The organism is Pseudomonas fluorescens (assembly GCF_001708445.1).
Lineage (GTDB): Bacteria > Pseudomonadota > Gammaproteobacteria > Pseudomonadales > Pseudomonadaceae > Aquipseudomonas > Aquipseudomonas gorinensis.
This window is the reverse complement of sequence record NZ_CP015637.1, coordinates 5,497,491-5,519,846: the sequence shown is the minus strand read 5'-3', so window position 1 is coordinate 5,519,846 and position 22,356 is coordinate 5,497,491. Positions and strand designations below refer to the sequence as shown.

Here is a 22,356-nt window from a genome sequence, read left to right as displayed (position 1 = left end):
ACAGTCAGCCCGCTGCCCACACTACTTGGGTTTGCGGTAGCTGTTGATGATCGCCGAGAAGTCCTTGCCCCCTTCCCCACGCTGGCTCATCGATTGATACAACTGCTGGGCCACGGCGCCGAGGATCACCGGCTGGTGTGCCTGGCGCGCGGCTTCGGTGGCCAGGCCGAGGTCCTTGAGCATCAGGTCGGCACCAAAACCACCGGTATAACCACGGGATGACGGCGCCGTTTCGATCACGCCCGGCCAAGGGTTGTAGGTGTCGGAACTCCAGCAGCGGCCGGTGGAGCTGTTGATGATCCCCGCCAGCACTTGGGTGTCGATGCCCAGCGCATCGCCCAGGGCCATGGCTTCGCTGACGCCGACCATGCTGATGCCCAGCAGCAGGTTGTTGCAGATCTTGGCGATCTGGCCGGTGCCGACGTCGCCGCAACGCACAATGTTGCGGCCCATCTGCGCCAGCACCGGTTGCAGGGTGGCAAACAGTTCCGCGCTGGCGCCGACCATGAAGGTCAGGGTCCCGGCTTGCGCGCCGCCAGTGCCACCGGAGACCGGTGCATCGGCGACAGCCACACCTTGCTTGGCCGCCGCAGCCGCAACATCGCGGATGGTCTGCGGGTCGATGGTGCTGCAATCCACCGCCGGCACGCCTTGGCCGATACCGGCTAAAACACCGTCTTCACCCAGCCAGACACTGCGCACATGGGCGGCGGCCGGCAGCATGGTAATCACCAACTCGGCGCCGGTGGCGGCATCCCGCGGTGAAGCGCTGATGCTGCCACCCAGCTCGGCCAATTCCTTGAGTACCGCCTGGTTCAGGTCGAACAGGTTCAGCCCATGGCCGGCCTTGATCAGGTTGCGGGCCATGGGCGCGCCCATGTTGCCCAAGCCGATAAATGCAATCTTCATGGTCGTCTCCCGAATCAGCGCAGGTTGATGGTGGTGTTGACGCCATCATTGACCGTGTCGTCGTCGAACCAGCGGCTGGTGACGGTTTTGGTCTGGGTGTAGAACTGCACCACTTGCTTGCCGTAAGGGCCCAGGTCACCCAGTTTGGAGCCACGGGAACCGGTGAAGCTGAAGAACGGCACCGGTACTGGGATCGGGATGTTGATACCGACCTGGCCCACATCGATTTCGCTCTGGAATTTACGCGCCGCCGCACCGCTCTGGGTGAACAGGCCGGTGCCGTTGCCGAACGGGTTGGCGTTGACCAGGGCGATGGCTTCATCGAGGGTGTCGACTTCCAGCACCACCAGCACCGGGCCGAAGATTTCCTGGGTGTAGATCTGCATATCGGTGGTCACGCCGGAGAACAGGGTCGGGCCGACAAAGTTGCCTTGCTCGAAGCCTGGCACCTGGATGTCGCGGCCATCCAACTCCAGCTTGGCGCCTTCTTTCACGCCGCTTTCGATCAGTTCCAGGATGCGCGCCTTGGCGCGCTTGGAGATCACCGGGCCGACATCGGTTCCAGCTTCGCTGCCGGCATTGACCTTGAGCTTTTGCGCCAGCGCCTTGAGGTCTGGCAGCCACTGCCTGGACGCACCCACCAGCACCACCACCGAAGTGGCCATGCAACGCTGGCCCGCCGCACCGAAACCGGCACCGACCAGGGCATTGAGGGTGTGTTCGCGGTTGGCATCGGGCAGCACCACCGCATGGTTCTTCGCGCCCATCATCGACTGCACGCGCTTGCCGTGCTTGCCGGCCAGGTCGTACACATGCGTCCCCACGGCGGTCGAGCCGACGAAGGACACCGCCTTGATGTCTTTATGGGTGCACAGCGCATCTACCACATCCTTGCCACCGTGCACGACGTTGAGCACGCCGGCCGGCACACCGGCTTCCAGCGCCAGTTCCACCAGCAGCATCGTTGACAGCGGGTCTTGCTCGGAAGGCTTGAGGACGAAGGTGTTACCGCAGGCAATGGCCATGGGGAACATCCACAGCGGAATCATCGCTGGGAAGTTGAACGGGGTAATGCCGGCGCACACGCCGATGGGTTGGCGCAGGGTGTAGGTGTCCACCCCCCCGGCGACGTTTTCAGCGAACTCGCCCATTTGCAGGGTGCCGATGGAACAGGCGTGCTCCACCACTTCCAGGCCACGGAAAATATCGCCTTCGGCATCGGCAATGGTCTTGCCCTGCTCGGCGCTGAGGACCCCGGCGATGCGCTTGGAATGTTCGCGGATCAAGGCTTGCAGCTTGAGCATGATGCGCATGCGCGCGCCGATGGGCGTCAGCTTCCAGGTTTGGAACGCTTGATGGGCGGCGTCAATGGCTGCGTTGACTTCATCGGCGGTGGCAAACGGGACTTTGGCCAGCACTTGCTGGGTGGCCGGGTTGACGATGTCTTGCCAGTGGGTGGTCTTGGACTCGACCCATTCACCATTGATCAGCAACTTGACCTGTTGCACGGAAATATCGGCAGATGCGTTCATGTGGTCTCCAATCTTGTAGTTATGCAGAGACAAGGCGCGTGAATCGCCTTGGTAATGAGGCGTTCGGACTGTTTTTGGAGTATAGATGTGCAAATCTCTAATAAGAACGCACATAAAAGCCGGTCCAATATGCAAAAAAACATCACATCACTGGGCTCCCTGAACTGGGATGACCTGAAGTTTTTTCTCGAGGTGGCCCGCACCCGCAAGGCCAGCGTCGCCGCCAAGCGCCTGGCGGTGGACTACACCACCGTGTCGCGACGCATCAGCTCATTGGAAGTGTCGCTCGGCACCCTGCTGTTCGAAAAATCCCGGACCAGCGGTTTCGTACTCACCCCCGAAGGCCAGCGTTTGCTGGGCTACGCCGAGTCCATCGAAAGTACCCTGCACATGGCCTGCGAGCAGGTATCCGGCTCCGGCGTGGCGTTGTCCGGCCATGTGCGCATGGGCTGCACCGAAGGCTTCGGCAGTTTTTTCGTCACCCCGCAGTTGAGCCACTTCGTCGACACGTATCCGGCGATTTCGGTGGACATCCTGCCCTTGCCCCACTTCATCAGCCTGTCCAAGCGCGAAGCCGACATCGTCATCGCCCTGGAACGCCCGGAACATGGGCCGTACGTGTGCTGCAAGTTGTGCGACTACAAACTGCAGCTGTACGCGACCCAGGAATACCTCGACCAACACCCGCCCATCCAACGCCCGGCGGACTTGGCCGAGCATCCGTTTATCAGCTATGTGGATGACCTGGCGTTCAGCTCAGAGCTGCTCTACCTGGCAAACGTCGTACCGGGCGCCAGCGCCAGCTTGCGCAGTACCAGCGTGATCGCCCAGTACGTGGCGGCGCAGCAAGGGCGATCGATGGCGATATTGCCGTGTTTCCTGGCGGCACAGGACCCGCGCTTACTGCCGGTGCTGGGGGAACAGATTGCGATTACGCGGCAGTTTTGGATGTATTGCCGGGAGGATCTGCGCAAGTTGAAGCGGATTACCTTGTTGTGGGATTACATCCGTGAGGTGACGGAGCTGAATCGTCCGTTATTACTGGGCAAAAACAGGGTCATGAACTTCATGGATTGAAGAACTACAGGTGTAAGGGAGGCGAATCCTAGCGACATCTGCGAGAGCTTGGCAACGAGGTTGATACAGAGGTTGGGACAGCACTTGTGACACCAGGAAAGGACTTGGGTGGCATCATAAGAACGCCTTCTCTAAGGAAACGCACAGGGTTACATCAAGGGTTTCGTATCCCGATCAAGCTTGTCCTAAGGACAGCCTCCAGAAGACCTATGGAAGAGGCCCCACATAGAAACGGGAGATGGCCAGGCTGAAGGGGCATTACATGGGGAGCGCGCCCAGGCTTGGGCGAGTTAGAAGCTGGCAAGGACGCATAAGCCCACATTGGTCGAGTCTCGCAATTTTTGGCTACAATCTGTCCAATCTGAAGCGTCCATTGTATGGATCAGTGAGTCGACCCCTCTTCGTGATTTTGATAAGGCAGAGTGCAGATGTCGTATGAGTTAAAGTTTCACGGAGCGGATGTATTGCTTGAGAGGGTTATTCATGCATCGCGCGAGGTTGTGTTCTTTTTCGGCTCGGCGCTAACAATTCCAGAAGAAGAAGGAAAGCCAGGAGTTCCAAGTGTCAATGGCGTTGTGTCTCTGATTGAGGAGGAACTGGCTTCCTCTCCGGATGCTTTCGGTCCTGTACAAGAATTAGTAGCCCAAAGAAAATATGGTGAAGCATATCGCTTGGCATTTTCACAACTTCATGCATTCAGGGGGCAGGACGCAGCGAATAGAATTATCCGCCGAGCGGTATTCAAAGCCAGAAAAAAGCATCAGACCGTGCCAGATCTTGATGACCTGAAGATATGTGAAGCACTTGATAAAGATGTTTCAGGTTGGAATGTTCGACATTCGTTAAGAGCTCTTGGAATGCTACTGACTGATTCGTCCGGCCGACTTGGACGCACAGTCATCACGACGAATTTCGACCCTCTAATTCAGGTCGCCATTCAAGGTGCAGGAGGTAATTACTTTCGGACGATGTTGCATGCCGATGGTTCACTCATCCAGTCAAATGGGCCTGGGGTACAGATTGTTCATCTTCATGGGTACTGGTGGGGGACGGACACGTTGCACACTCCAAACCAAATTGGCCAACCACGCCCCAACCTGAAGAGCTCGTTAAAAAACCTGCTCCAGAATCGCACCTTGGTAGTTATGGGCTGCGGCGGCTGGGACGATATATTTATGGCCAGCCTCGGCGAGTTGCTTACAGATCCAGAAAGTAATCCCGATGTCCTGTGGGCCTTCTATGAATCAGATAGCGAAGTTATACAGACTTCCTATGAGAGGCTGTTAGTAAGTTTTGGGCCCGCACTGGCTCGATCAAGAGTGCAGCTATACTCTGGAGTTAACCTGCATGATTTTTTTCCTGCGCTTTATGAGCGGTTAAAAAATAACTCCGTAGACGAAACGCAGTTAAATATCATTCTTGAGAAACTACAGGAATTGTCTCCAGAGCTGCAAGATCGGGTGAGAGAGCACCTTGATCCGGAGTTAACTGAGCGGGTCGAGATACTGAAGTCTGCTCAGGCCCAACTTGAGCAAGAGCTTGAAGCAGCACGAGAGCAGCCGAGTGAGAGGGTTGCTGATCTCGAGAGGTTGGCAGCAGACCTTACATCTGACTTGCAAAACGCTAAGTCCTCACTTTCAGCAGCGAGGTTAGCTCTTACCAGCGCTGCAATGAAAGATATTTCGTGGCTTGAAATTATCCGAACGCAAATGATGCCTAAGGAGCCGGGGCGGGTCCCGTTCCACAATGATGCTGAAGTGGCAATACGTGGGTTTAGTATTTCTAATTTGCGAAGCTCTACCCCCAAGCTTCACAAGGTCACTTGGTCAAAGCTTCCCTACATAGAGAAGTATCATCGAGGTTATCGTGCAGGCATATTATTTCATGGCGCTGATTTTGCCCCTGGCATAACGATACACTCTCGAAAAATTGGTAGTCACGAGCGAGACTATTCGATTCAGCCAAATATTTATTTTGGAAACTACCTTGAGCTATCCGCATCAGAATCGGCCCCGGAAGCCCCGCTTTCACACAGAGGGATTGAGTATCAAGTACGCAATCCTAACGGAAATTCTTCGGAGTGGGTTGGCTTTTCCTATCCATTTGATGATAGTGAACTCGAGCAAATTTATCGGGATTCCAAAGAGCGTGGTGAGATATTAATCGGTGCTGGAGAATACAAAGAAGCAATTGAGCCTCTTCGTCGAGCATGGGTGTTTTCCTCACGGATCCCTCATCTATCACCAGAGAGCGAACAGGTCGAAAAAATGTGGATCCACGCACGCGACATGGCTGTTCGAGTTGAACTCCGCTTTGTTGAGGGAGAAAGAGTTTTAATCCTGAAAGGAGAGCATGCTGGCTCGGAAGGTGTAATATCCAGCATAAACACAAACCAGCTCAGCCCATATTGGGTTGACTTCCAATCAGGCGAAACCGATGCGTTTCAAGATGTCCAACTTGAAAAGACATAGTGGCGTCGGCCACATGATTTGACTCTCATGACTCCGTGGACGCTCCTGAGGCTCACGGCCCAGCTCATCAGCGGCCTTGGGGAGATTTTTCCCCATCGGCTTCTGTCCGAACTCCATAGTCATCTACGATCTTCTTACGATCTTTGTAGACCCCAAATGGTTTGATTTTGGCGATTCTCTCGCTGAACGCGTCGACTTTCTGGTCCTCGTGGCGCTCATCCATGGCTTTGCCAACGGAAAGGTCTGCGGGCCCCAAGTTGGCCTTAACAATCCTACCGAGACACCAGATCTCAGTTGATGCCAAGTTACCTCGGGATTATCCGAATGGAATGCCCTGAGCGTTTCTGCAAGGCATCGTGAAGCGTCCATAGCGGCCTTTCTATCGGTCTTTAGCAAGACGAACACCGTGCGGTGTGACGCTGCTGGTTTCGCGAAGGCGCATATAGTAAATGCCGTTGCGCCTGTAATGGTGGGGCCTCACAAGTCGTGTAGTCGGCCTCAGCGCCACGGCGATATTTGTTACAAGACTTGTGACAGGAGGAGCGTTTAAGGCGATGGTCATCGCTGTAGGGTCCCGTATTCATTGGATGCCCCCTTACATCGTTGTATTTCTGGATATATTGCCGGGAAGACTTGAGGAAGTTGAAACGAATTACGTTGTTGTGGGACTACATCAGGGAAGTAAGGGAGCAGGATCAGGGGTTGTTGATGGGGAGACGCGGGAGATAAGGTTTGCGGATTAAAGGACCAGCAACGACGATTCCCTTTAAATTGCAGGACGTTTCCTAGAGAATCTCCCCCCTATTGCGCCATAGGATTTGAGTGTCTAGCCTCCTCGGGTCGCTGCATAACAGCGACTGGGTTTAGCGACCCGAGAAACGTAGGTACGACTTCCTCAACTCTTTTGGCCGGCAGTTTTTGCCAGCCTTATCGTGTTATGGCGGCTGTGCGCGGGAGACCTTTGGGTCTACCGGGTTCCCTAGGTTACCGGTTCGCTAACCTGCGTACAGCTGCCACCTCTCCATGTTTAGCGACGTGCCGTGGCGGTTTCTACTTATTAACCTAAGGAAAAACCATGTCCAAGATCGTCCCCGATCCCCCCCTTTCCTCCCTCACCACTCTCGGCGTCGTCACCTTCGGCGACTACGGCGAAAACCAAAAACCGCTTTTCCGCGTCAACTCCGGCATGCCCATCGGCGAAGCGCTGGAGCACGCCTCCACCCTGCTCTTCTACTCCAAAAAACTCGCGATGGAAGCTGCCATGGATGTGCGTGGTGAGCAATACGCGTGGGCTGCGCATTACCTGTGTGAGATGGGCAAGGCGGTGGTGGATGACTTGACGCAGGCGATAACGCCGGGCAGTTAAACGAACGCTGCTTCGAGTACACCGCAAAACCAAATGTGGGAGGGGCTTGACCCCTATAGCCATGTGTCAGCCCGTCCCTAGGGTTCTGTCACTCTGAAGTGCGCCCCAAAAGCTGGACAGCTGTTGGTTAGGCTACAGCGGACCGGGTCCTGTACGCTACAGGGCTCAGTCGCTTGCTCGCGAAAAACTCACAGGCGCCGCGTTGATTCAGGAAACACGCGTTATCGTTGACGTTTTTCGCGAGCAAGCTCGCTCCTACAGGTGTGTGTGATCAATCGTGGTGAACCTTGGCACGCTTGAGCAGCTTCTTGCAGCGCTCGGACAAATGCAGCACCCGCAGATGCTTGCCGGCCTTGCTGTAGCGCTCGCGCAGGGTCATCAGCGCGGCAATCGCCGAGTAGTCGACAACGCTCAGGTGGCGGCAATCCAGGGTCACGTGCGCCGGGTCGTTGGCGGGGTCGAACTGGTTCAGGAACGGCGTGGTCGAGGCAAAGAACAACGTGCCATGCAGGCGGTAGAGCTTGCTGCCGTCGTTTTCCAGGTGTTCATCCGCATACAACTCCCGCGCCTGTTGCCAGGCGAAGTTCAGCGCTGCGATCAGAATGCCGCAGAGCACCGCCGTGGCCAGGTCGGTGAACACGGTGATCACGGTCACCGCGAGAATCACCAGCACATCATTGAGCGGCACCTTGTTGATCACCCGCAGCGACGCCCAGGCAAAGGTCTGCTGCGACACCACGAACATCACGCCCACCAGCGCCGCCAGCGGGATGCGTTCAATCAGCGGTGACAGAAACAGAATGAACAACAGGATCATTACCCCGGCAAACACGCCGGAGAAACGCCCGCGCCCGCCGGAACTGAGGTTGATCACGGTTTGCCCGATCATCGCGCAACCGCCCATGCCGCCGAACAGGCCCGAGACCATATTCGCCGCGCCCAGGGCCACGCTTTCGCGGTCCGGGTAGCCACGGGTCTCGGTGATTTCGTCGGTAAGGTTGAGGGTCAGCAGGGTTTCCAGCAGGCCGACCATGGCCATCAGGAACGCGTAAGGCGCGATGATGCCGAGGGTGTCCAGCGACCAGGGTATCTGCGGCAGCGCGAAGGTGGGCAGGCCACCGGCGATGTGGGCCATGTCGCCCAGCGTGCGTGTTGGCAAGCCCAGCAGGTACACCGCCAGGCCCACGCCAAGAATCGCCACCAGCGCAGGCGGCACGGCACGGGTGACGCGCGGCAGCAGGTAGACGATGGCCATGGTCACCAGCACCAGGCCGGTCATCACATACAGCGGCGTGCCGCTGAGCCAGCGTTCACCGCTCTTGAAATGCTCCAGTTGCGCCAAGGCAATGATGATCGCCAAGCCGTTGACGAACCCCAACATCACCGGGTAGGGCACCATGCGCACCAGCTTGCCCAGGCGTAGCAGGCCGAACGCAACCATGATCAGCCCGCCCAACAACACCGTCGCCAGCAAATACTCCACGCCGTGTTGCACCACCAGCGCGACGATCACCACCGCCATCGACCCCGCCGCCCCGGAGACCATGCCCGGCCGGCCGCCGAACAACGCGGTGAGGGTGCAGATGATGAAAGCGCCGTAGAGTCCCATCAGCGGGTTGAGGTGAGCCACCAAGGCAAAGGCGATGCATTCGGGCAGCAACGCGAAAGACGTGGTGAGGCCGGCCAGTGCATCGGCGCGCAGTCGGGTGAGGTTCATGAGGTACCAGGGCATTGCGGGAGTAAGGCGGGGAATGGTACGGAATTGAGCGCGACGGGACCAGATTTTTAAGGCAGGCAACCCCCTGCGGCAAGTGGGCTTGTTGCAATGCCAGTCAGTTAAGGAGCAACACTGTCACTGTGGCGAGCGGGCTTGCCCCGCGTTGGGCTGCGAAGCAGCCCCAAAACCATTCACTGCATTTCTGTCTGGATGCATGCGGTAGCTTACAGGGGCTGCTGCGCAGCCCAACGCGGGGCAAGCCCGCTCGCCACAACAAGCCTGCTGCCACAGTAAGCCTGCTGCCACAACAAGCCTGCTTGCCACAGTAAGCCTGCTGCCACAACAAATCCGCTTGCCATCAGTGAATCGCAGAAAACCTAGACCATCTCGTGGCGAATCCACTCCACCACCGACGTGCGCTTCGGTGCCCAGCCCAGCAACTCGCGGGCATGCTTGCCGCGCACGCGGCTGTTGGAGCCCAGGCCATAGTTGGCCATTTCATAGCCCCATTCGGCTTCAGCCTCGGCCAGTGGCCAATCCTGCGGCTTACCCAGGTTCAGGGCTTGGGCGATCGCGGTGGTCATGTCGATAAACGAGGCCTCGCCGCTTTCCACAAAGTAGAACGTCCCCGGCACATTCTTCTTCAGCGCCAGCAGGTACAGCGCCACCACGTCTTCAATGTGCACGTTGGACCAAATGTTTTGCCCCGTCCCCACATGGCGCACCACTCCGCTCTTGCGCGCCTGCTTGAGCAAGCGCGGCAATTGCACGCTGTCACGCTTCACGCCCAGGCTGTGGCCGTAGATCAGGGTGTTGCAGATCACGGCCGAATTCACGCCGTCGCGGGCAGCCGCCAGGACCAGGTTGTCGATGGCCACGCGTGCAGCCTTGTCGACGGTCGGCTCCGGCAGGTTGTCTTCGAAATAGATGACATCACTGGCCTTGCCGCCCGACGCATCGCCCACAATGCTCGAACCGCTGGTATGCAGGAATGGCTTGTTCGAGCCTTTCAGCGCAGCCAGCAGGGTTTCCACCGCGGCACGGTGGTCGCTGCTCGCGGCATTGATCACCGCATCGGCTTTGTGCGCCTGCGCGGTCAATACGGCGGCGTCATCGAGGGTACCGATCACCGGGTTGATGCCCAGGGCGGTCATTTCAGCCGCTTGCCCGGCGCTGCGTACCAGACCGGTAACCGTGTGGCCGGCCTTGACCAGGCCAGTGGCGATGGAACCGCCGATAAAACCGGCTGCGCCGGTAATGAATACGTTCATGGAGAGTGCTCCTGACGGGGTAAGTGATGGGTCCATTGTTACGGACTCATCCCTGCCGAATAAGCCCGCAGCGCCCAATTCACTCTTGCGTGACGGTCACGAATCAGCAGGCATACCGCGCCAGCTTGGCTTGGATGAAGTCCAGGAAGCACTGGATGCGTAAGGCCAACTGCGAATTGCGGTAGAACACCGCATGGATCGGCTGGCGATAGCCACTGTTGAACGCCTCCAGCACCGGCACCAGGCGCCCGGCATTGATGTCGTCGACGGTCATGAAGTTGGACAGGCAGCAAATGCCCTGTCCTTCCAGCGCCAGCTGCCGCAAGGTTTCACCGCTGGACGCAGCAATGCCGGGCTGGATCAGCCAGCGGTCACCTTCCACATGGCGCAGGGGCCAATGGTTGAGGGTTTCGGTCTGGGTGAAGCCGAGCAAGGTGTGGTCGGCCAGTTCGGCAACCGTCGTCGGCGCACCATGCTGCTTGAGGTAGGCGGGGCTGGCGAGGATATGCAGCGGCGACCAGCCGAGGGAGCGCGCATGCAGGGTGGAGTCGGCCAGGGCGCCAATGCGAATGGCGATGTCGGTGCTTTGCTCCAGCAGGTCGATGATCAAATCATCGCTGTTCAGCTCCAGCTGGATGTCCGGGTACAGGCTGCGAAACTCAGCGATGTACGGCACGATCCCATGCAGCATGAACGGCACGGCGGCGTTGATACGCAGGCGCCCGGCCGGATTTTTCTGGCGGGACGACAGGCGCTCCTCCAGCTCGTCCATCTGCGCCAGGATCAGCTTGGCCTGCTCGAAGAAGTACTTGCCCTCCTCGGTCAGGTCCATGCGCCGCGTGGTGCGGTTGATCAGCGTGGTCTCAAGCTTGGCTTCCAGGCGCGACAGCGTGCGGCTGACCGCTGACGGCGTCTGCCCGACCTGTTCCGCCGCCGCGGAAATCGAGCCGCACTCAATCACGCTGACGAAGATCTGTAGCTCATCGGATCGGGCTTTCACAGGCGGTCCTCATTATCGGTTCAGCGCAGCTTACACCGGGAGGTTGAACACCTGCGCCAGATGCTGCTCGTAGCGCGCCACATCGGCCTCGATGGCCGGGCGTTTCATCACGTCCACGCAGAGGAAGGTCGGCAGGCCGGTCATGCCGAGGAACTCGTTGGCTTTGTGGAACGGGAAGTACACCGCGTCCACGCCCTTGGCTTCGAAGAAGTCAGTCGGGTCGTCAAAGGCTTGCTGCGGGGCGTTCCAGGTCAGCGACAGCATGTACTGCTTGCCCTGGATGAGGCCACCGCTGCCGTATTTCTGCGAGGCGTCGGAGCGGGTGCGACCATCGCTGGCGTACAGGCTGCCGTGGCCTTCGGTGAAGACTTCGTCGATGTACTTCTTGACGACCCACGGCGCGCCCATCCACCAGCCAGGCATCTGGTAAATGATCACGTCGGCCCAGAGGAATTTGGCGACCTCTTCGGCCACGTCGTAGCCGGCATCGATATGGGTGACTTTGACGTCGATACCGCCTCGGTCCAACACCGCCAAGGCGGTGTCATGCAGGGTGGTGTTGTAGCGGCCATCGGAGTGGGCGAACTTTTTGCCGCCATTGAGCAGGAGTACTTTTTTCATGGGAAGCGTCCAGAAGGTTGAAAATGTCTGGACGCAGACTATCGGCCTCGGCCCCTTGGAATAAGCCACCACTGAGCAAAATACTTTTGACCAGAAATCATGAATACCTCAATCATTGTTAACCGCTGATCAGCAGATGCCCGCCCAACAAGGCCATACCGATAAAAAACACGCGCTTGAACAACAGCGCACTGATGCGCTGGCGCACCACCTGGCCCAGCCACATACCCAGCAGCGCCGGCACCAGCGCCAGCAACGAGGCACTGACTTCTCCCCCGCCCAAGGTGCCACGCCAGGCCAATCCCGCGGCCAACGCTAGGGTCGACACGCTGAACGACAGCCCCAACGCCTGCACCAACTGATCGCGATTCAACCCCAACGCTTGCAGGTACGGCACCGCAGGGATCACGAACACGCCGGTCGCCGAGGTGATCACGCCGGTGACCAGCCCACACAGCGGGCCCAGCCAGCGCTCGGTTGGAGCGTTGACCTTGAACGTGGGCAGGAACAGTCCACTCAGTGCATACGCCAGCAACGCCGCGCCCAACGCGCGCACCACCCATTGCCCGCCGTCCATTCCCAGCCACACCGTGCCCAGCCCGGTACCGAGGAAAATCAGCAGCAACATCGGCCACAGGCGCTTGAGCAAAGCACTCAGGTGCCCGCCGAATGCCAATTGCCACAGGTTGGTGACGGTCGAAGGGATGATCAGCAACGCCGCAGCCTGCGCCGGCAACATAGCCAGGCCGAGCATGCCCATGGCCACGGTGGGCAGGCCGAGGCCGATCACGCCCTTGACGGTGCCAGCCAGCAGGAAGGTGCCGATCACCAGCAAGGTAAGGGCGGGGCCGAGGTTTTGGTAAAACGCGAGGAGGGTATTCATAGGCCGATTGTGCGACTTTTCGATAAGCTCGGAAATTCGCCATATACTGAGGCAGCCTCTTGTTTTGCATGAGGCTGAGGCCTCATCGGGAGCAAGCTCCCTCCCACACTTGGGCTGCATTTCAAATGAGGGAGGGGCGGTGCGAGGCGTCGACTTGCTCCCGATGAGGCCAGCCCCATCACCCGAGCAATCAGCCATGCACTTTGACCTGATCGACCTGCGCCTCTACCTGCACGTCCTCGACACCGGCAATATCACCGCCGGCGCGGCCCGCAGTCATTTATCCCTGGCCGCCGCCAGCGCGCGCATCCGGGCGATGGAGGCCTCGTTGGGCATCGAGTTTCTCGACCGTGGGCGTCGAGGCGTCACCCCCACACCTGCGGGAAAAGCCTTGGCCCGTCACGCCCGCCTGCTGCTGCAACAGGCCGAGCACCTGCAACAGGACCTCGCGGAATACGCCAACGGCGTCAAAGGCCAGGTGCGCCTGCTGTGCAACACCACCGCGCTCAGCGAATACCTGCCGGAACTGCTCGCGGACTTTCTGCGCGAACACCCCAACCTCGATATCGACCTGCAGGAACTGCCAAGCCTGCGCATCACCCAAGCCTTGCGCCAGGGCACGGCGGACCTGGGGATCATCTCCGACGCCGTGGACGCCCACGGCTTGCAGACCCTCGCGTTTCGCGACGATCCACTGGTGCTGATCATGCCGCTGGAGCATCCGTTGACGGCAGCAAGTACGGTGACCTTTATCGACAGCCTGCATTACGACTATGTGGGCCTGGCCGCCCATAGCGCGCTGGCGGTGTACCTGGAAGAACAGGCGTTGCACGCGGGGTTTCGCCTGCAAACGCGCATCCGCGCCGAGAGTTTTGACGGGGTGATGCGCATGGTTGCACGCGGCGCGGGCCTGGGGATCGTGCCCCAGGCGGCGCTGGCCCGTTGGCCGTTGGAGCAGCGCTTCAAGGCCCAACCGTTGCGAGAAGATTGGGCCTGTCGAACACTGCTGTTATGCGCGCGCTCGTTCGACCACCTGCCAGGTTACGCCAGGGCCCTGTTCGACGCCTTGACCCTGCCCTTGCGGAAAAACCCGTAATACACCGCCGACAGGATCAGCAGGAACGGCACGCCAAATACCAACGTCACCTTGAACGCCTCGGTGAAATAGGTGGTGATCATCACCGCGCCCATCAGCAGCAAGGTGATCAACGTCCCGATGGCGTAGCTCACCCGTACGCTGGGGCCGGCATAGCCGATGGCGTTGCACGGTCTAACTGTTGTCACAGATCCCCTGTGGGAGGGGGCTTGCCCCCGATAGCGGTGGATCAGCAAACATCCAAGTGACTGACACACCGTCATCGGGGGCAAGCCCCCTCCCACATTTTGATCTGCGTTATCTTCAGGTGACGCTGTGGCGGACTTTGAATTGCGGTTGGTCCCAGGTGCGGTTGTCGAGGATTTCACCGAGGATTTCCACGGCATCCCACACCTCGGTAAAGCTTGTGTACAACGGCGTAAACCCAAAGCGCATGATGCGCGGCTCGCGGTAGTCACCGATCACACCACGGGCGATCAACGCCTGGATCACCGCATAGCCTTCAGGGTGCTCGAAGCTCACATGACTGCCACGCCGGGCGTGCTCACGCGGGGTGATCAGTACCAGCTCATGGGCAGCACAACGGGCCTCCACCAACGCGATAAACAGGTCAGTCAACGCCAGGGACTTGCTGCGCAGGCTGGCCATATCGGTCTGTTCGAAAACCTCCAGCCCACACTCCACCATCGCCAGCGAGGTGATCGGCTGGGTGCCGCACAGGTAGCGGGCGATGCCAGCACTCGGCGCATAGGTGGACTCCATGGCGAACTGCCGGGTATGTCCGAACCAGCCCGACAACGGCTGCCGCACCACATCCACCAACGCCGGGTTGACCCACACGAATGCCTGGGAGCCCGGGCCGCCGTTGAGGTATTTGTAGGTGCAGCCAATCGCATAATCGGCACCGGCCTGATGCAGGTCGATGGGCACCGCGCCCGCCGAATGGGCCAGGTCCCAGAGGCTCAGCGCGCCGCACTCGTGGCTCAGGGCGGTCAGCGCCTGCATGTCGTACATGTAGCCGGTCTTGTAGTTGACGTGGGTGAGCATCACCACCGCCACGTCTTGGTCGATGGCCTGGGGCAATTCGTCCGGGCTGTTCACCAGGCGCAGGGAATAGCCCTGTTGCAGCAGCTCGGCCAGGCCCTCGGCGATATACAGGTCGGTCGGAAAGTTGCTCGCCTCGCTGACGATCACCTTGCGCGCAGGCGCGCGTTGACGCTGCACGGTCAACGCGGCGCTGAGCACCTTGAACAGGTTGATCGAGGTGGTATCGGTGATCACCACCTCACCGTCGCGCGCGCCGATCAGCGGTGCCAGGCGATTGCCCAGGCGCTGGGACAAATCCGCCCAGCCGGCGCTGTTCCAGCTGCGAATCAGGCCATTGCCCCACTCTTCGGCAATCACCGCCTGCGCCCGCGCCAAGGCCGCCACCGGGCGCGCGCCGAGAGAGTTACCGTCGAGATAGATCACGCCCTCCGGCAAGGCGAACTGACGACGCAGCGGCGCCAGCGGGTCCTGGGCGTCGAGGGCTTGGCAATGGCTTCGGGGGGTCATGGGCTGTCCTGGCTTTTAGGCTGAAGATGCTGCAAATAATGAACGAAGCTTTAGAGAATTTTCGTGCAAAGTGGTGGGTAACACGCTAATTAAGCTGTAGGAAATTCGAATTTAAACCGAAAATACGCGGATTTATGCCAACCATGATTCTCGACGCCACCGACCTGCGCCTCCTGCATTTCCTGCAACAGGATGGCCGTATCAGCAACCAGGAACTGGCGGAAAAAGTCGCGCTGTCACCCTCCGCCTGCCTGCGCCGCCTGCGCTTGCTGGAGAGCGAAGGCATCATCAGCGGCTATCGCGCGGTGCTGAATGCCGAGCAGTTGGGGATCGAGTTGGAGGCCATCGTCCACCTCTCCTTGCGCCAGGATGTGGAGGATTGGCATGAGACGTTTATCAAGAAGGTGCAAGGCTGGCCGGAAGTGGCCAGCGCCTACGTGATCACCGGCGCCAGCAACTACGTGCTACGGGTGCAGGCGCGCAACCTCAAGCACTTTTCGGACTTTATCGTGAACCACCTGAACCGCACGGCGGGGGTGATGGATATTCGCTCGGAGATCGTGTTGCAGAAGATCAAGGATCGGGATGAGGTGTTGGATCTGGTTGTGCGTAAGTAGGCCGACGATGCCTTTTGTAGGAGCGAGCTTGCTCGCGAAACAGGTACATCCAGCGCAGCGATGCGCCTGAAATACCTTCGCGAGCAAGCTCGCTCCTACAGGGGGCGTCTACTACGGCGTACGCGGCGTCGAAGACTTGTGCGAAGCGGCGCGCATCCAGGTCTACGCCTCCAGGCTCGCCCACTTTCGCTGCACCGAAGTCCTGAGCAACCCTTCGCCCGCATGGTCCGGCAAGCGTGGCTACCTCACCGAGCATTTCGACCTGGCCGAATTACGCGACAGATCGGCCGATATGTACGTGTGCGGCCCCCCGCCAATGGTCGAATCCGCCCAGCAATGGCTGGTGGATCAGGCACTTGATGGCGTTCAGCTGTATTACGAAAAGTTCACGCAGAGTAATATCTGACCCCTCAGCACTTCTGAGGGGCGGGTTCGGCGTGTAATCAACCCCGAGAAAAACAAGTAGAAGGGAATGTTAATGGCGGATGACATGGTTAACCCGGTAGGCCTCAAGCGTGGCCTGAAGAACCGGCATATTCAGCTGATTGCCTTGGGAGGGGCCATCGGCACGGGGCTGTTCCTCGGTTCGGCCGGGGTGCTCAAGTCGGCGGGGCCGTCGATGATCCTGGGCTACGCAATTGCCGGTTTCATCGCGTTCCTGATCATGCGCCAGCTGGGCGAGATGATCGTTGAAGAACCGGTGGCGGGTTCATTCAGCCACTTCGCGCACAAATACTGGGGCGGTTACGCGGGCTTCCTGGCGGGCTGGAACTACTGGGTGCTGTACGTGCTGGTGGGCATGGCCGAACTGACGGCCGTGGGCAAGTACATCCAGTTCTGGTGGCCAGAGATCCCAACCTGGGTCAGCGCACTGGTGTTCTTTGTCGCGGTGAACCTGATCAACACCCTGAACGTGAAGTTCTTCGGTGAGGCTGAGTTCTGGTTCGCGATCATCAAGGTGGTGGCGATTGTCGGCATGATCGTGCTCGGCTGCTACCTGCTGTTCAGCGGCACCGGCGGCCCGCAAGCCTCGATCAGCAACCTGTGGAGCCACGGCGGGTTCTTCCCCAACGGCGGCATGGGGCTGTTGATGTCCATGGCGTTCATCATGTTCTCGTTCGGCGGCCTGGAGCTGGTGGGCATCACCGCCGCCGAGGCCAGCGAACCGCGCAAGGTGATCCCGAAGGCGATCAACCAGGTGGTGTACCGCATCCTGATTTTCTACGTCGGCGCCCTGACCGTGCTGCTGTCGCTGTACCCGTGGGATCAACTGCTGCAAACCCTCGGCGCGTCGGGCGATGCCTACAGCGGCAGCCCGTTTGTGCAGATCTTCTCGCTGATCGGGAACGACACCGCCGCGCATATCCTCAACTTCGTGGTACTGACCGCGGCGCTGTCGGTGTACAACAGCGGCGTGTACTGCAACAGCCGCATGCTGTTCGGCCTGGCCGAGCAAGGCGATGCACCCAAGTCGCTGATGAAACTCAACAAGCAAGGCGTACCGTTGCGGGCCCTGGGTATTTCGGCGCTGGTGACGATGCTGTGCGTGGTGGTCAACTACGTGGCACCGAAAAGTGCCCTGGAGTTGCTGTTTGCGCTGGTGGTTGCCTCGCTGATGATCAACTGGGCGCTGATCAGCATCACGCACATCAAGTTCCGCAAAGCCATGGGTGAGCAAGGCGTGGTGCCGTCGTTCAAGACCTTCTGGTTCCCGTTCAGCAACTACCTGTGCCTGGCGTTCATGCTGATGATCATCAGCGTGATGCTGGCGATTCCTGGGATTCGGGAGTCGGTGTATGCGATGCCGGTGTGGGTGGGGGTTATCTATGTGGCCTACCGGTTGCGAGTGAGTAAGACGAAAGCGGTCGCCGCTGCGCAGTAATATCCATGTGGGAGGGGGCTTGCCCCCTCCCACATTTGATTGCGTTTACAGCGTGGAGCGTACCCGCCACAGCTCGGGGAACAGCACCGTGTCGAGCATCTTGCGCAGGTAACCCACGCCTTCGGTGCCACCGGTGCCGGGCTGGAAGCCGATAATCCGCTCCACCGTGGTCACATGCCGGAAGCGCCATTGGCGGAACGAGTCCTCCAGGTCGATAAACTTTTCCGCCAACTGATACAGGTCCCAGTACCGGCTTGGGTCGCGATAGACCTCACGCCATGCCGCCTCCACGGAGTCATCATGCACCGTGGCCGCCGTCGGGTCGCGCTCGGCACGGTGGGGATCAATCGCCAGGCCCGCCTTGGCCATCAGGTTGATCGCCTCGTCGTACAGCGACGGCGTGGCAATCGCCACCTGCAACTCCTGCAACAACTCAGGCCGATGGGCATGGGGCCGCAACAGCGCCGGGCTCTTGTTGCCGAGGATGAATTCGATCTCACGGTACTGGAACGACTGGAACCCTGATGACTGCCCCAGGAACGGGCGAATCGCCTTGTACTCCGATGGCGTCATCGTCGCCAGCACCGCCCAGGCGTGCACCAGTTGATCGAAGATCCGCGACACCCGCGCCAGCATCTTGAACGCTGGCGGCAACTCGCCCAGGCGCACGTGTTCGCGGGCGGCCTTGAGTTCGTGGAGCATCAGTTTCATCCACAGCTCGGAGGTCTGGTGCTGGATGATAAAGAGCATTTCGTTGTGGTCTGGCGACAGCGGGTGCTGGGCACTGAGGACTTTGCCCAGGTCCAGGTAGTCGCCATAGCTCATGGACTCGGAAAAATTCAGTTCGGCGTTATGCCATTCTTCCGGGGGTTGGTAATCAGCTGAGAAAGGACATTGGCTCATCGCGTGGGCTCCTTGAGCGGGCGGAGAATGGCACGGACCGGGCTGGCGTCGAGATGGGCAAACCGCAAGGGCAGCGCGATGAGTTCATAGTCGCCCTCCGCTACGTCATCGAGCACGATGCCTTCGAGAATCGCCATGCCATGGCGGGCCACGGCGTTGTGAGCATCCATGGTCTTGGACTGTTGCGGGTCCAGGGACGGGGTGTCGATACCGATCAGGCGCACACCCAGGCCGGCGAGCAGCTCGATGGTTTGCGGGGCGATGGCGGTGAAATTCGAATCCCACTCGGTCAGCGGCGCTTGTGGATAAGTGCGCAGTAACACGCGCTCGGGCAAGTTATCCACACGCCCGTCCAGTTGATGCGGCTGCACCAGCGCGCCGCTCTCCAGGCAATGCAACACGCGGCACGGGCCCATGTACACGTCCAACGACACTTCGCCAATCGGTGCACCCTGCGCGCTGTAATGCAGCGGGGCATCCACGTGGGCGCCGGTGTGCGGCGACAAGGTAATGCGCCCGACATTCACCGGACACTCCGGGCCGAACTGCCATACACGCTCTTCCTGGAACGGCGTATCCCCCGGCCAGGTCGGGGTCGCCGCACTCAAGGGTGGGCTGATGTCCCACCACGTTTTTATTGGGTTCATTTCAAGGCTCTCGGTCGGTACTGAGGTGAATGATACGAGGGCCAGCTGTGAATTTTCTTGCGAATTCCTGCGCCAAGCCGGAAATATTTCGCACTTACTGCGAAGAAACGGCTTATTTACGCTCAGAAGTATCGCCTGGCCACAGAGGAGCGGCCACCAAGGATTAATGCCGGTCAGTTAAACGTACATAGCCTCCTGTAGGAGCGAGGGGGACGCCTAGTTCTTGCTCGCGAACAACCTCAACGATAACGCGTGTTTCCTGAACGAACGCGGCGTCTGTGAGTTCTTCGCGAGCAAGCTCGCTCCTACAAAAAAGCCTTCCACACTGACTTCGCGATGCCTCAACCATCGGACTCCCTGCGCTTCTGGGCATCCCGATGTCGAGTTCAGACCACTGACGCAACGCCCAAGGCCTTAGGGTGCATCTTTCCATTCCCCGCCTCGGAGTCATCCATGTCCAAGCCCATCACCGTACTGCGCGACACCCACCCGCTGCCCGTCCTGGATGCCTGCAAATGGGAAAAGCTCGAAGGTGACCCGCACACCGTCAACCTCAACGCCTACACCAGCGAAGACGGCAGCAAGATCATGGGCACCTGGATCTGCACACCGGGCAAGTGGTATGTGGAATACGTGAAGTGGGAATACTGCCACTTCCAAGAGGGCTACTGCGTGATCACCCCGGAAGGCATGGAGCCGATCCACTTGCGCGCTGGGGATATCTTTGTGGTGGAACCGGGGATGAAGGGCACGTGGGAAGTGGTCGAGACGGTGCGTAAGTATTTTGTGTTTGCTTGATTCACTTCTACCGTGAACTGCTTTGCATTGTGGCGAGCCGGTTTACTGTGGCGAGCGGGCTTGCCCTAATGCCGTTCAGTTAAGCGTACATCGCCTTTTGTAGGAGCGAGCTTGCTCGCGAAAAACTCACAGGCGCCGCGTTCATTCAGGAGACACGCGTTATCGTTGACGTACTTTTCAGCCCCTGACAAATCTCCCTGTGGCGAGCGGGCTTGTCCCGCGTTGGGCTGCGAAGCAGCCCCAAAACCAGCCTCTACAGAGTGTCTGATACACCGCGTTCTTCTTTACTGGGGCTGCTACGCAGCCCAACGCGGGACAAGCCCGCTCGCCACAAGCCCGCTTGCCACAACACCGCTCGCCACGACAGCCCTATCTGCCGGACGTTCAGCGTTGAGTCAAAGTTGTGTAGATACCTGCCCATCAGCCGGAACCTGCCTTGACCTGATCCCCTGCCCCCCTGAAAATGCGCGACGCTTTTTTGTTCCGCTTACTGAAGTAGTGAAATTTCAATGTCCGATTCCTACACCGCAGAATCCGCCGAAGAATCCGTAGTCGCCTTGCAATCCAAAGCTGAATACGAAAACGCCATCAATCTTTCACAGCACCTGCCTGCGGCCAAGATCATCAGCGAGATGGTGCTGGACGCGTTCCACACCTCCAAGGAAAGCGACCAGATCCGCGAACTGCGCGTGGCGATCCGCCAGGCTCACGATGCCTTCGACGACGACAAAGCCTACGACCTGATGGGTCAGCTCAAGCAACTCAAGGACGCCGAGGCCGCCGATAACGCCGCCCTGGAAAACCTGAGCAGCCAGTTCTCGATCAGCCGCATCCTGTCCAGCTTTAAGGACGACCCGGAGTTCCAGGAGCTGGTCTACGGACTGGCCCTCAAGGTGCTGAACCAGTCCCACCAGGCCATCAGCAACCCAAGCGCCGGCAAGGGCAAGGCCGCACGGCCCAAGAAAGAAGCCGAAGTGTTTGTGATCAGCAAGGACGGCATCAGCGTCACCCTGCCACTGCGCACGCCACGCTCCAAACTGAATGTCGACCGGGCCGCGTTCGAGTTCCTGGGCTTCAGCTTTGTGGGTGAAGGCGATGAGGCCGAACTGGAGGTTGAGAGCTTTGTGGATAACTCCGGCGCCGAACAGCCGCTGAGCCGCAAGAGCGTGATCACCGCATTGCAGCAGCAGACAGCGTTTGATGGGTACAGCATCGCGCAGCAGTAACCTGAAGCCAAAAAGCCCCGCACGGTGTTGCCAATGCGGGGCTTTTTGTTGCCGATGATTCAGACGGTCGCCAATCGATCCACCATATCCGGAAACTTTTCAACCAGCCTGATCAGGAGTGCGGCCTGAGCATTGGGTTTGGATTTGTCCTGTTCCCAGTTTCTCAGCGTGCCGGGGCTCGTCCGTATGCTCCGGGCAAACACCGACTGTGACATATGCAATTTATCCCGCAGTGCCACGATCTCTTGGGCTGACACCTCAGGAACGGGCTTGTCCTCCACAGTGCTTTGCCGAAGAGTGATTTTGCCTTCTCGGTGAGCAGTCATGTCGCTAACGCCCTGCATCAACTCTGCAAACAGATCGCGCTTTTTCATGGGGTACCTCGTTTTTTCAGTTCGGCCTCTATGGCCTTTTTAAGTGCCTTCTCTTGATCGGCAGTCAAATTTTCCAATTCGTCTTTGTTGTAGATAGCAAACATCCAAAAGTGACCATCAGTGGTGAGCCAGTAGTAAATAACCCGTAAGCCACTACGCTTTCCTTTACCACGCTTGCCATCTGACCACCGTAGCTTGCGAAACCCTCCTGTACGGGGCATCACATCGCCAGCCAAAGGGTTCCACTGCATCTCGTTTTGCAGCAATCGATATTCATCATCCGTCAGGTAATGACCTACGGTGGCGGTAAACGATGAAGTCTCGAAGAAAATAGAACGCATGGGAAAACTATAGGCAACTTGCCTATAGTTTTACAAATCGAAATTCAGCTTTCTGACGAACTGCCCAAATG

Annotated in this window: 20 protein-coding genes and 3 pseudogenes; 10 read left to right on the top strand and 13 right to left on the bottom strand. The window is 59.0% G+C overall.

Annotated elements, in window-relative coordinates:
• Positions 1-21: 21 nt before the first annotated feature.
• On the bottom strand, positions 22-909 hold the full coding sequence (gene mmsB / locus A7317_RS24620; RefSeq protein ID WP_069077012.1) for a 3-hydroxyisobutyrate dehydrogenase: 888 nt from the start codon (positions 907-909) through the stop codon (positions 22-24).
• Positions 910-923: 14 nt separating this feature from the next.
• Entirely contained in the window at positions 924-2,441 is a 1,518-nt protein-coding gene (locus A7317_RS24615) for a CoA-acylating methylmalonate-semialdehyde dehydrogenase (protein ID WP_069077011.1), read from the bottom strand.
• A gap of 129 nt (positions 2,442-2,570) precedes the next feature.
• Between A7317_RS24615 and A7317_RS24610 the strand changes: the two genes are divergently transcribed.
• From A7317_RS24610 to A7317_RS24600, 4 genes and pseudogenes are all read left to right on the top strand, one after another.
• Positions 2,571-3,518, top strand: coding sequence for a LysR family transcriptional regulator (locus A7317_RS24610; protein ID WP_069077010.1), 948 nt, complete (start codon positions 2,571-2,573; stop codon positions 3,516-3,518).
• Between the two features lie 428 nt (positions 3,519-3,946).
• Positions 3,947-5,989 carry an SIR2 family protein gene (locus A7317_RS24605; RefSeq protein WP_081329250.1) on the top strand — a complete coding sequence of 681 codons (2,043 nt, stop codon included), beginning with the start codon at positions 3,947-3,949 and terminating at the stop codon, positions 5,987-5,989.
• 609 nt (positions 5,990-6,598) lie between these two features.
• Positions 6,599-6,732 (top strand): annotated as a pseudogene (locus A7317_RS30755) (LysR family transcriptional regulator); the annotation flags it as partial.
• A 332-nt stretch (positions 6,733-7,064) separates the two neighbouring features.
• Positions 7,065-7,355, top strand: coding sequence for a DUF3077 domain-containing protein (locus tag A7317_RS24600; RefSeq protein ID WP_069077008.1), 291 nt, complete (start codon positions 7,065-7,067; stop codon positions 7,353-7,355).
• Between the two features lie 271 nt (positions 7,356-7,626).
• Here the strand turns inward: A7317_RS24600 and A7317_RS24595 are convergent, their stop codons facing one another.
• From A7317_RS24595 to A7317_RS24575, 5 genes are all read right to left on the bottom strand, one after another.
• On the bottom strand, positions 7,627-9,072 hold the full coding sequence (locus A7317_RS24595; protein WP_069077007.1) for a SulP family inorganic anion transporter: 1,446 nt from the start codon (positions 9,070-9,072) through the stop codon (positions 7,627-7,629).
• A 377-nt stretch (positions 9,073-9,449) separates the two neighbouring features.
• Positions 9,450-10,343 (bottom strand): NAD-dependent epimerase/dehydratase family protein, encoded by an 894-nt coding sequence (locus A7317_RS24590; protein WP_069077006.1) that lies wholly within the window; start codon positions 10,341-10,343, stop codon positions 9,450-9,452.
• Positions 10,344-10,446: 103 nt separating this feature from the next.
• Positions 10,447-11,343, bottom strand: coding sequence for a LysR family transcriptional regulator (locus A7317_RS24585; RefSeq protein ID WP_069077005.1), 897 nt, complete (start codon positions 11,341-11,343; stop codon positions 10,447-10,449).
• 30 nt (positions 11,344-11,373) lie between these two features.
• Positions 11,374-11,964, bottom strand: a complete 591-nt coding sequence (locus A7317_RS24580) for an NAD(P)H-dependent oxidoreductase (protein ID WP_069077004.1) — start codon at positions 11,962-11,964, stop codon at positions 11,374-11,376.
• A gap of 118 nt (positions 11,965-12,082) precedes the next feature.
• Positions 12,083-12,847 (bottom strand): sulfite exporter TauE/SafE family protein, encoded by a 765-nt coding sequence (locus A7317_RS24575; RefSeq protein ID WP_069077003.1) that lies wholly within the window; start codon positions 12,845-12,847, stop codon positions 12,083-12,085.
• 196 nt (positions 12,848-13,043) lie between these two features.
• Between A7317_RS24575 and A7317_RS24570 the strand changes: the two genes are divergently transcribed.
• Positions 13,044-13,943, top strand: a complete 900-nt coding sequence (locus A7317_RS24570; protein WP_069077002.1) for a LysR substrate-binding domain-containing protein — start codon at positions 13,044-13,046, stop codon at positions 13,941-13,943.
• An 83-nt stretch (positions 13,944-14,026) separates the two neighbouring features.
• Here A7317_RS24570 and A7317_RS31715 read toward each other — a convergent pair.
• Both A7317_RS31715 and kynU read right to left on the bottom strand, forming a co-directional pair.
• Positions 14,027-14,107: pseudogene (locus tag A7317_RS31715) on the bottom strand (hypothetical protein); the annotation flags it as partial.
• Positions 14,108-14,246: 139 nt separating this feature from the next.
• Positions 14,247-15,497 (bottom strand): kynureninase, encoded by a 1,251-nt coding sequence (kynU, locus tag A7317_RS24560; RefSeq protein ID WP_069077000.1) that lies wholly within the window; start codon positions 15,495-15,497, stop codon positions 14,247-14,249.
• A gap of 143 nt (positions 15,498-15,640) precedes the next feature.
• Here kynU and A7317_RS24555 point away from each other — a divergent pair, with 143 nt between their 5' ends.
• The 3 genes and pseudogenes from A7317_RS24555 to A7317_RS24545 all read left to right on the top strand — a co-directional run bounded on the left by A7317_RS24555 (position 15,641) and on the right by A7317_RS24545 (position 17,996).
• Positions 15,641-16,114, top strand: a complete 474-nt coding sequence (locus tag A7317_RS24555; protein ID WP_003176072.1) for an Lrp/AsnC family transcriptional regulator — start codon at positions 15,641-15,643, stop codon at positions 16,112-16,114.
• Between the two features lie 106 nt (positions 16,115-16,220).
• Positions 16,221-16,520: pseudogene (gene antC, locus A7317_RS24550) on the top strand (anthranilate 1,2-dioxygenase electron transfer component AntC); the annotation flags it as partial.
• Positions 16,521-16,592: 72 nt separating this feature from the next.
• Positions 16,593-17,996, top strand: a complete 1,404-nt coding sequence (locus A7317_RS24545) for an amino acid permease (RefSeq protein ID WP_024077391.1) — start codon at positions 16,593-16,595, stop codon at positions 17,994-17,996.
• Positions 17,997-18,041: 45 nt separating this feature from the next.
• Here A7317_RS24545 and kynA read toward each other — a convergent pair whose 3' ends face one another.
• On the bottom strand, positions 18,042-18,899 hold the full coding sequence (gene kynA / locus A7317_RS24540; protein WP_069076998.1) for a tryptophan 2,3-dioxygenase: 858 nt from the start codon (positions 18,897-18,899) through the stop codon (positions 18,042-18,044).
• The gene (gene kynB, locus A7317_RS24535) at positions 18,896-19,546 is read right to left on the bottom strand and encodes an arylformamidase (protein WP_069076997.1); all 651 of its coding nucleotides are present in this window, start codon (positions 19,544-19,546) and stop codon (positions 18,896-18,898) included. The genes kynA and kynB overlap by 4 nt, the downstream gene beginning before the upstream one ends.
• Positions 19,547-19,999: 453 nt before the next feature.
• On the opposite strand from kynB, the gene A7317_RS24530 reads away from it, so the two are divergent.
• Positions 20,000-20,344: a cupin domain-containing protein gene (locus tag A7317_RS24530; protein WP_003230905.1), complete on the top strand. Its 345-nt coding sequence runs from the start codon at positions 20,000-20,002 to the stop codon at positions 20,342-20,344.
• Positions 20,345-20,853: 509 nt separating this feature from the next.
• Positions 20,854-21,570 (top strand): hypothetical protein, encoded by a 717-nt coding sequence (locus A7317_RS24525; protein ID WP_024077332.1) that lies wholly within the window; start codon positions 20,854-20,856, stop codon positions 21,568-21,570.
• A gap of 59 nt (positions 21,571-21,629) precedes the next feature.
• Here A7317_RS24525 and A7317_RS24520 read toward each other — a convergent pair whose 3' ends face one another.
• Both A7317_RS24520 and A7317_RS24515 read right to left on the bottom strand, forming a co-directional pair.
• Positions 21,630-21,944, bottom strand: coding sequence for a helix-turn-helix domain-containing protein (locus A7317_RS24520; RefSeq protein WP_024077333.1), 315 nt, complete (start codon positions 21,942-21,944; stop codon positions 21,630-21,632).
• Positions 21,941-22,285 carry a toxin HigB-2 gene (locus A7317_RS24515; protein ID WP_024077334.1) on the bottom strand — a complete coding sequence of 115 codons (345 nt, stop codon included), beginning with the start codon at positions 22,283-22,285 and terminating at the stop codon, positions 21,941-21,943. Before A7317_RS24515 ends, A7317_RS24520 begins: the two co-directional genes overlap by 4 nt.
• Positions 22,286-22,356: the final 71 nt, after the last annotated feature.